General features: G+C 62.5%; 6 protein-coding genes. 4 read left to right on the top strand and 2 right to left on the bottom strand.

Features of this window, described 5'->3' with window-relative positions:
• Positions 1-670 precede the first annotated feature (670 nt).
• The 3 genes from RB548_RS32120 (at position 671) to RB548_RS32110 (ending at position 4,125) form a co-directional block, all read left to right on the top strand.
• Positions 671-850 (top strand): hypothetical protein, encoded by a 180-nt coding sequence (locus RB548_RS32120; RefSeq protein WP_331376406.1) that lies wholly within the window; start codon positions 671-673, stop codon positions 848-850.
• Between the two features lie 330 nt (positions 851-1,180).
• A complete protein-coding gene (gene hutC, locus RB548_RS32115; protein WP_408642512.1) occupies positions 1,181-1,846 on the top strand; it encodes a histidine utilization repressor in 666 nt (221 codons plus the stop codon).
• 317 nt (positions 1,847-2,163) lie between these two features.
• Positions 2,164-4,125 carry an elongation factor G gene (locus tag RB548_RS32110; protein WP_331376405.1) on the top strand — a complete coding sequence of 654 codons (1,962 nt, stop codon included), beginning with the start codon at positions 2,164-2,166 and terminating at the stop codon, positions 4,123-4,125.
• Positions 4,126-4,267: 142 nt separating this feature from the next.
• On the opposite strand, the gene RB548_RS32105 is transcribed toward RB548_RS32110, so the two are convergent.
• Together RB548_RS32105 and RB548_RS32100 are read right to left on the bottom strand one after the other, a co-directional pair.
• Positions 4,268-4,852, bottom strand: coding sequence for a dioxygenase family protein (locus RB548_RS32105; protein WP_331376404.1), 585 nt, complete (start codon positions 4,850-4,852; stop codon positions 4,268-4,270).
• Between the two features lie 262 nt (positions 4,853-5,114).
• The gene (locus RB548_RS32100; RefSeq protein ID WP_331376403.1) at positions 5,115-6,314 is read right to left on the bottom strand and encodes a multidrug effflux MFS transporter; all 1,200 of its coding nucleotides are present in this window, start codon (positions 6,312-6,314) and stop codon (positions 5,115-5,117) included.
• A 216-nt stretch (positions 6,315-6,530) separates the two neighbouring features.
• Here RB548_RS32100 and RB548_RS32095 point away from each other — a divergent pair, with 216 nt between their 5' ends.
• Entirely contained in the window at positions 6,531-7,235 is a 705-nt protein-coding gene (locus RB548_RS32095; RefSeq protein ID WP_331376402.1) for a TetR/AcrR family transcriptional regulator C-terminal domain-containing protein, read from the top strand.
• Positions 7,236-7,254 lie beyond the last annotated feature (19 nt).

Genomic DNA, 7,254 nt, shown 5'->3' with positions numbered 1-7,254 from the left:
CGCCATCTCCGGAAAACTGCGCAAAATTCGACAATAGGAACCAATCTGCGCAGTTATACTATGCGCCGATTCGTTGCCAATTTACAAACGCTTAACAAAAAGCTCTTTTATCCCGCCCGAGCGTCGCAGTTTTATGAATTTCACTGTTCAACAGTTGTCCGCGGACAACTTTTTTGAGCGGCATCTCGATGCGGTTGTCCGCGGACAACCAGACCGCTGCCGCGGTGCCCGTGGCGCACCCGCAAGTCGCCGGCGGCGTCAATTGACGCGGACAACAGCCCAGCGCCGTGGCGAGCGCAAACTATGGCACGGCTCCGTATGAGCCAGTCGGAGTGCTTCCGATCGGGCGCGGGCAGGGGAGGCTGGCGGCGCGAACGGCGGGGCGGCGATAGCTTGCCGGTTTGAGTGGTGGCAGGGCCGTTGCCACGAAGGCCAATGTAACACTTTGAATTTGCTCAGTTCCTATCCCAAGAGTGAAGCTCGATCGCACATCTTTTCCATCCGCGAGGTGCGGACTTAGCCATGATTCCACATGAGGTCGAACCCATCTGGAGCAGCTGATCAGCGGCTGGAGAGTAGGCGTGTTAGAACATAAAATTAGTAGACTATTGACAGGCTGCCGGATTGTGGCAGGATTGCGTCTGAAAACGCGAACAGGGAAGGGCGCTCAATGTTCTATCTCGGCGGAATGACACTTGGCTATTTCGAGCCGCCGGTGTCGAAGGCGGTGATGCGCAACGAAAAGGCCGCTTGCAATGTCGCCCGCGGCGACGTTTCGGCGGAGCGCGAACGGGAGCAGGAACAGGAATGGGCGCGTGCGTTCCTGACGCCTTGGCATCTCTTCTACTAAACGCACTGTCCTTTAGGAGTGGGCAGGGCGTGACGCGACTCCGCATCTCGGCTTGCGAAGACGGCATCGCGTCTCGGCACCGGCGGCGATCCCTTCGATCGTTCTCCGCTGGCCGGGCCATCTTAACACTTTGATCGTGTAGCATCCCACGAGGAAAACCGGCGGACATCCTCAGCAGGACTGTTGCCGCGGCGGGAAATGTTTAAGGTACGGGGTCAGTCACCAGCCGAGGATCCCGCCATTCCCAACGATCGTTCTTCCCACGAGGAAAACCGGGCAGAGCAGCCGCTCTCCCTGCACCAGCGGATTCTCAGCGACGTCGAGGGGCACATTCTGTCCGGCGACTGGCCGCCGGGACATCGTATTCCCTTCGAGCACGAGTTGACGGAGCAATACGGTTGCTCGCGCATGACCGTGAACAAGGCGCTGACCGAGCTCGTCAAGAAAGGATTGATCGAGCGCCGGCGAAAATCCGGCAGCTATGTCACCTTTCCGCACGTCCAGTCCGCGGTCATGGAAATCCACGACGTCAAGCTCGAGGTGCAGTCGCGCGGCCTCGAATACGACTATCGTCTCGACGAGCGGCATGTCCGCAAGGCCGGTGCCGACGATTCGGGACGCATAGACCTGCCGTCCTCGGCGCGGCTGCTCGAAATCACCTGCCGGCATCTGGCGAGCGGCCGGCCCTTTTGCTTGGAGGAGCGGCTGATCAACCTTTCAGCGGTGCCCGAGGCTGAAGCGGAATCGTTCGAGGCCGTCGCGCCCGGTTCCTGGCTGCTCGGCAAGGTGCCGTGGAGTACCGCCGAGCATCGCATCCGGGCCGTGGCGGCGAGCCGCCAGGCCGCGCAAGCCCTCGGCGTCGCGGTCGGTTCGCCCTGCCTCGTTATCGAGCGACGGACCTGGAGCGGCGGTGCGCCGGTTACCAGCGTTCGGCTGACCTACCCCGGCGACCGCCACGAACTGGTCGCGGAATTTGCGCCGAGCGCGATCGGGTAGATAGCGCGACAGAGGGCGAATGCGCGGCAGTCCTTTCTGCCGCAGCACGCGGCGCGTGCTTTCGCCGTCTACAGCGTCGCGCGGTAGCACTTTGAATCGCGGCATGTTTTGTCCTCAAATCGGCTCCGATTCAAGAAAGCGAGCAGTAGGCCCGCGACCTTTTCTTAAGATCGTCAATCTCAGCCTTGCGTAGCGACGGGCACGGGTGCACCCTTGCTAGAGCCTTGACCTCGCGGGGGAGGACGCGAGGCGGAAAACCGCGCACACTTTTCCTTATCCCGCTCTGGAAACGTGTCATCGTGACAGGAGGATCGCCGATGCGCTGCTTCACGGTACTTGGGCCTTCGCAGACTGGAAAATCCACGCTCGTGGAAAAGCTCGGTCTGCTCGAAGGCCAGTCAAGAAAATCCGCCTCTCCCTACGGTTTGAGCCTGACGGAGTTCGAATTCGGAAACGAAGAGTGGTGTGCGCTGGACACACCTGGGACCAACGAGGCGCTGGCGCATGCGCAGGATGCGTTGCTCGCCAGCGATGCCTGCGTGCTCTGCGTTTCGCCGGCACCGGAGGAGGCCGTGCTCGCTGCGCCCTATCTCAAGGCGATCGAGGCGTCGGGGACGCCCTGCATCCTTTTCGTCAACCGCATGGACGAGCCGAGAGGGCGGCTGAGGGACGTCGTCGCCGCTCTCCAGGACTATTCCAGCCACCCTTTCGTCCTCAGGCAGATTCCGATCCGCGATGGTGACCGGATCATCGGCAGTTGCGACCTGATTTCCGAGCGCGCCTGGCGCTACCGGGAAGGCCAGACGTCGGCGCTTTTCGAGCTCCCCGAAAGCGTCGTCGAGCGCGAACACGAGGCGCGCACCGAACTGCTGGAGCATCTTTCCGAATTCGATGACTGGCTGCTCGAAGAACTGATCGAGGATCGCGAGCCGGCGAGCGACGCAATCTATGCCATCTCGACGCGGATCTTGAGCGAAAACAAGATCATCCCGGTGCTGGTCGGCGCGGCAAGCCACAGCAACGGCATTCTGCGGCTGATGAAGGCGCTTCGTCACGACGCACCGCGGGTGGAGGCGCTCAGAAAACGCCTTGCCGCGGCCGGCGGCATCGCCGATGCGACGCTTTCCGCCGTCAGCTTTCACGCCCATCATCGCCCGAGCGTCGGCAAGACCGTGCTTGTTCGCGCGCTCGAAAACGGCGTGAAGCAGGGGGCCATGCTCGGCGGCTCCGGGCTCGGGGCCTTGCAGGATCCGGCGAACGGCCGCCCGCTGGCATCGGCGACACCGGCGCCCGGTCAGGTTTTCGCCGCCGTGAAATCCGATCACCTCGTCGTACCGTCGCTGTTGACGGCCAATGCCACCGTGGCACCGCCGGAATGGACGGTTCCGCCGACGCCGATGATGGAGCGGATCCTGGTGCCGGAGAGCGAGCGCGACGAGACCAAGCTTTCCGAAACACTCGCCAAGCTCTCCGAAACCGATCGCGGCCTGAAGGTCATGCAGGAGGAGGGGACCGGCGCGCAATTGGTCTGCGCGCAGGGGCCGGTGCACCTGCGCGACCTGTGCCGGACACTCTCCGATGTCTTTCACGTCGGGGTCAGCGAGCAAGCGCCGAGTCCGATCTATCGCGAGACGATCTCGAAGTCGTCTGACGTGCATTATCGTCACCGCAAGCAGACCGGCGGCGCCGGCCAGTTTGCGGATGTGAAGCTCAGTGTTCACCCCAATGAACGCGGCGGCGGATTCACCTTTGCCGAGACCGTCAAGGGCGGCGCCGTTCCGAGAAACTTCATACCGGCGGTCGAAGCAGGGGCGCGCGAAGCGATGGACAAAGGCCCGCTCGGCTTCAAAGTCATCGACGTCGGCGTGATGCTGACCGACGGCCAACATCACTCCGTCGACAGCTCGGAATACGCGTTCCGCACCGCCGGAAAGATGGGCGTCCGCCAGGCCCTGTCACAGGCCTCGGCCGTGCTGATGCAGCCGATCTTCCGCGTGGAGTTTCATATCCCCTCGATCTATTCGGGCAGCCTCGTGCCGATCGTTTCGACGCTGAAAGGCCAGGTTCTCGGTTTCGACCGGGACGAAGGGGCGAAGGGATGGGATATCTTCCGCGCCCTGATCCCAGGCGCCGCGCTTGACGACCTGGCGCGCTCGCTGAGATCCGCCACACAGGGGATCGGCTACTTCTCCAAGAGCTTCGATCATTTCGAGGAGCTCTACGGCAAGGAAGCACAGAGCGTGATCACGGCGCATGGGGCGCACGCGAACGAACACTGAGCGAAACCTTGGCCCTACAGCGCCGCGCGTCTTCTCGGACGCGCAAAGACACCTTGCTGCATGTCTTTGTCCTTGAATCGAGGTCGATCTAAGGAGACCTGCAGTAGGACCCGCTGCCGAGAGCGGCAGCCTCGCACGCGCCTCAGACCACGAAATCGAAGCGGCCGAATTTGCCGTCGGCCGTGTTGCGGATATCGAGTAGCAGCGCATCCGAATAGAGCCCGTCGCGCGCATTGCCCGGTTCGTTCGGAAAGAAAAGCTGCGTCGTGAGCAGCCCACCGCCACGGCGCTGCACGCGAAGATGATAGTGCCGGGTCCTGCCGCTGTAACGCGCGGGGACGATCGTGGCGAACCACCAGCGGCCGTTTGCATCGGTGAACTGGTGCGCGCGCAGCCGAAAACCGCTGGTGTCGTACGCGCCCGTTTCGTCGGCATGCCAGATCTCGACAAGGCTGTTGGCGAGCGGCCGGCAGTCGGCGTCGAGGACGTAGCCGGCAAGCGTGATGCGCTCGCCCTCGGGGGAATCGGCAAAGAGTTCGTGACGCAGGGGCGCGTCGGGCTTGTAGAAGGGACCGGCCGTGCGCGCGAGGGTCAGGTCGCGATCACTGCCGCAGGCGGGCGTCGGCGGCAGGGCGCGCCGCTGCGCGGCGGCCCGGCGGAGGTTGACGATGGGCAAGGCCGGGATTGCCAGAAAAGCGGTCAGCAGAGAACGTCGCGTTGGAAGCATGGCCGGCTCCTTTCACGCCTCTACAGCGCCGCGCGTTCTATCAGACGCGCAATGGACGCTGTAGCACTTTCTTTGCCGCATGTTTTATCCTTAAATGGCTAGGATTTAAGGAAACATGCAGTGTTCGGTGCGGCCCCGGTGCTTCGAGTAAGGAGCGTTTGTGAAGCTGCGCCCGTCGATCGACGTTAGCACGTAATCGACGGGCGCAGCTTCACAAAGCGGTCATCGCCTCACGCGTCCTTTTCGGACGCGCGGAGATTGTCTACTCGGCGGCAACGACCCGACGGCGACGGCCGATCGTTGCCTGGGTAACCAGGAATGCTCCAAGGGCGCAAAGCGCGATGCCGGCCGCCATCGGCAGCGCAGTGCCGTCGAAGAAGATGCTGGTGATGACCATCGCCACGGCCGAGGTCACGAAATGCAGCGTTCCCATCAGCGCCGAAGCGGTGCCGGCGATTTCGCCGTGGTCCTCGAGCGCCAGCACCGACGATGTCGGGATGACGAGACCGAGAACGCCGTAGCCGACGAAGAGGAAGGCCGCCATGACCGGCAGCTGATTGATGCCGAGGCTCATGACGACGAACATGCTGACCATGGTCAACGCGAACATCGTCACCGCCATCCGCATCAGCCGGACGAGGCCGAAGCGTTCGCCGAGCCAGCCGGTCGCCTGCGACACCGCGAAGAACGAAACGGCGTTGATCGAGAAGGCGAAGCTGTATTGCGTCGGCGTCAGGCCGTAGTGGTCGATCAGCACGAAGGGCGAGTTCGCGAGATAGACGAGGAAGCTCGAGATGCCGAGGCCGCCGATGAAGGTCAGCGTCAGGAAGTTGCGGTCGCCAAGAAGGAGCCGATAGGCGGCGATCGCGCTGCCGATGGTGCTGTCCGAGCGGTGCTCTTTCGGCCGGGTCTCCTTGAGCTGCGTCGAAAGCAGGACCAGACCGATTGCCGCGGCGATCATCACCGCATAGAAGACGCCGCGCCAGCCGTAGAATTCGATCACGGCGCTGCCGGTCAGCGGCGCGAGGATCGGCGAAATGCTGAACACGAGCATGAGCAGTGACATGAGCCGCGCCGCCTGGACGCCGGTGTGCATGTCGCGCACGACCGCGCGGGGAATGACCATGCCGGCGGCACCGCCGATGCCCTGAAGGAAGCGGAATGCAATGAGGGTTTCGATGTCGCTCGCGACCGCGCAGCCGATGCTCGCGAGCGTGAAAAGCCCGATACCGAGATAGAGCGGCGCCTTGCGGCCCCAGATGTCCGAAAGCGGTCCGTAGACAAGCTGGGACAGCGCGAAGGAGATGAAGAAGGAGAGCAGGCTCAGTTGCACGATGTTGTTTGCAGCGCCGAGATCCTTGCCGATCGAGGGCAGGGCCGGAAGGTACATGTCGATCGCAAACGGCCCGATGGCCGACAAAAGACCGAGAATAATCGCCGTGCGTAGAAATGAGGCCGTCATGATGATGTTCTTTCAGAAACCGCGAAGGCAGAGCCGGATGTACCTGCCGGCCCATCGCTGTCGCTAAAGGTTGAAACGGAAAAGCGGCCGCCGGACAGGCAGGATGCGGCTTGGGAGGATCGCATCTGCCCGCGACTGCTCGTGTCTAACAAATTGGACACGCGTGTAAACTTAGACACCATTGTCTAATTCGTCAACACGTCCTATTTTCAAGGCATGAAAAAACCGAAAGCGCCGCAACCGAAACTAGGCGGCCCCACTCAGAAAGGCCAATGCGCCAAACGCGTCTCGATATTGGACGCCGCTGCCGAAGTATTTTGCCGGGAGGGTTTTGCCGGCGCCAGCATCGACGAAATCGCGATGGAAGCCTGCGTCTCGCGCCAGACCGTCTACAATCACTACCGGGAGAAAGAGACGCTGTTCATGGCGGTCGTTCAAGACATCCTGGACCGTGCCAATGCCGCGCTGTTTGCGATCCTCGCGACCTTTCCCGACAACGGCGCCAATCTCGAAGACGACCTGACCGCCTTTGCCGTCCGCCTCAACAAGAACTGCGTGTGCAATCACGACGGAAAGTTCATCCGCAAGCTGGTGCAGACGGAGGGCGAGCGTTATCCGCATCTCTTCGAGATCTGGCGCCAGCAGGGACCGGGCAAGATCGGAACGGCGTTGGCGGCGCTCTTTGCCCGGCTGTCGCACGTCGCGCGGCTCGATATCGACGACTTCGACCTTGCCGCCAAGCAGTTCCTCGCCCTGGTCAATGCCGATCTGCAGATGACCAGCTTCTTTGGCGGAACGCCGACGGACGAGGAACTCGAGAAGTCCGCGCGGGCGGCCGTGCGCACCTTCCTGCGCGCCTATGGCAGACCGGCGGTTCGAAAAGCTGGCGGCGTCGACGAGCTCCGCCAGGAGACCGCGTAGAACAATTCCGGGAAGAGTG

Origin of the sequence: Sinorhizobium chiapasense, assembly GCF_036488675.1 — a bacterium.
In the GTDB taxonomy this organism is placed as follows: Bacteria; Pseudomonadota; Alphaproteobacteria; order Rhizobiales; family Rhizobiaceae; genus Sinorhizobium; species Sinorhizobium chiapasense.
The sequence above is the reverse complement of the archived record's forward strand: the minus strand, read 5'-3'. Positions and strand labels throughout refer to the sequence as shown.

Coding starts and splice junctions, on each gene's coding strand:
- RB548_RS32120 (WP_331376406.1), top strand. CDS start 671: ATGTTCTATCTCGGCGGAATGACACTTGGCTATTTCGAGCCGCCGGTG.
- RB548_RS32110 (WP_331376405.1), top strand. CDS start 2,164: ATGCGCTGCTTCACGGTACTTGGGCCTTCGCAGACTGGAAAATCCACG.
- RB548_RS32105 (WP_331376404.1), bottom strand. CDS start 4,852: ATGCTTCCAACGCGACGTTCTCTGCTGACCGCTTTTCTGGCAATCCCG.
- RB548_RS32100 (WP_331376403.1), bottom strand. CDS start 6,314: ATGACGGCCTCATTTCTACGCACGGCGATTATTCTCGGTCTTTTGTCG.
- RB548_RS32095 (WP_331376402.1), top strand. CDS start 6,531: ATGAAAAAACCGAAAGCGCCGCAACCGAAACTAGGCGGCCCCACTCAG.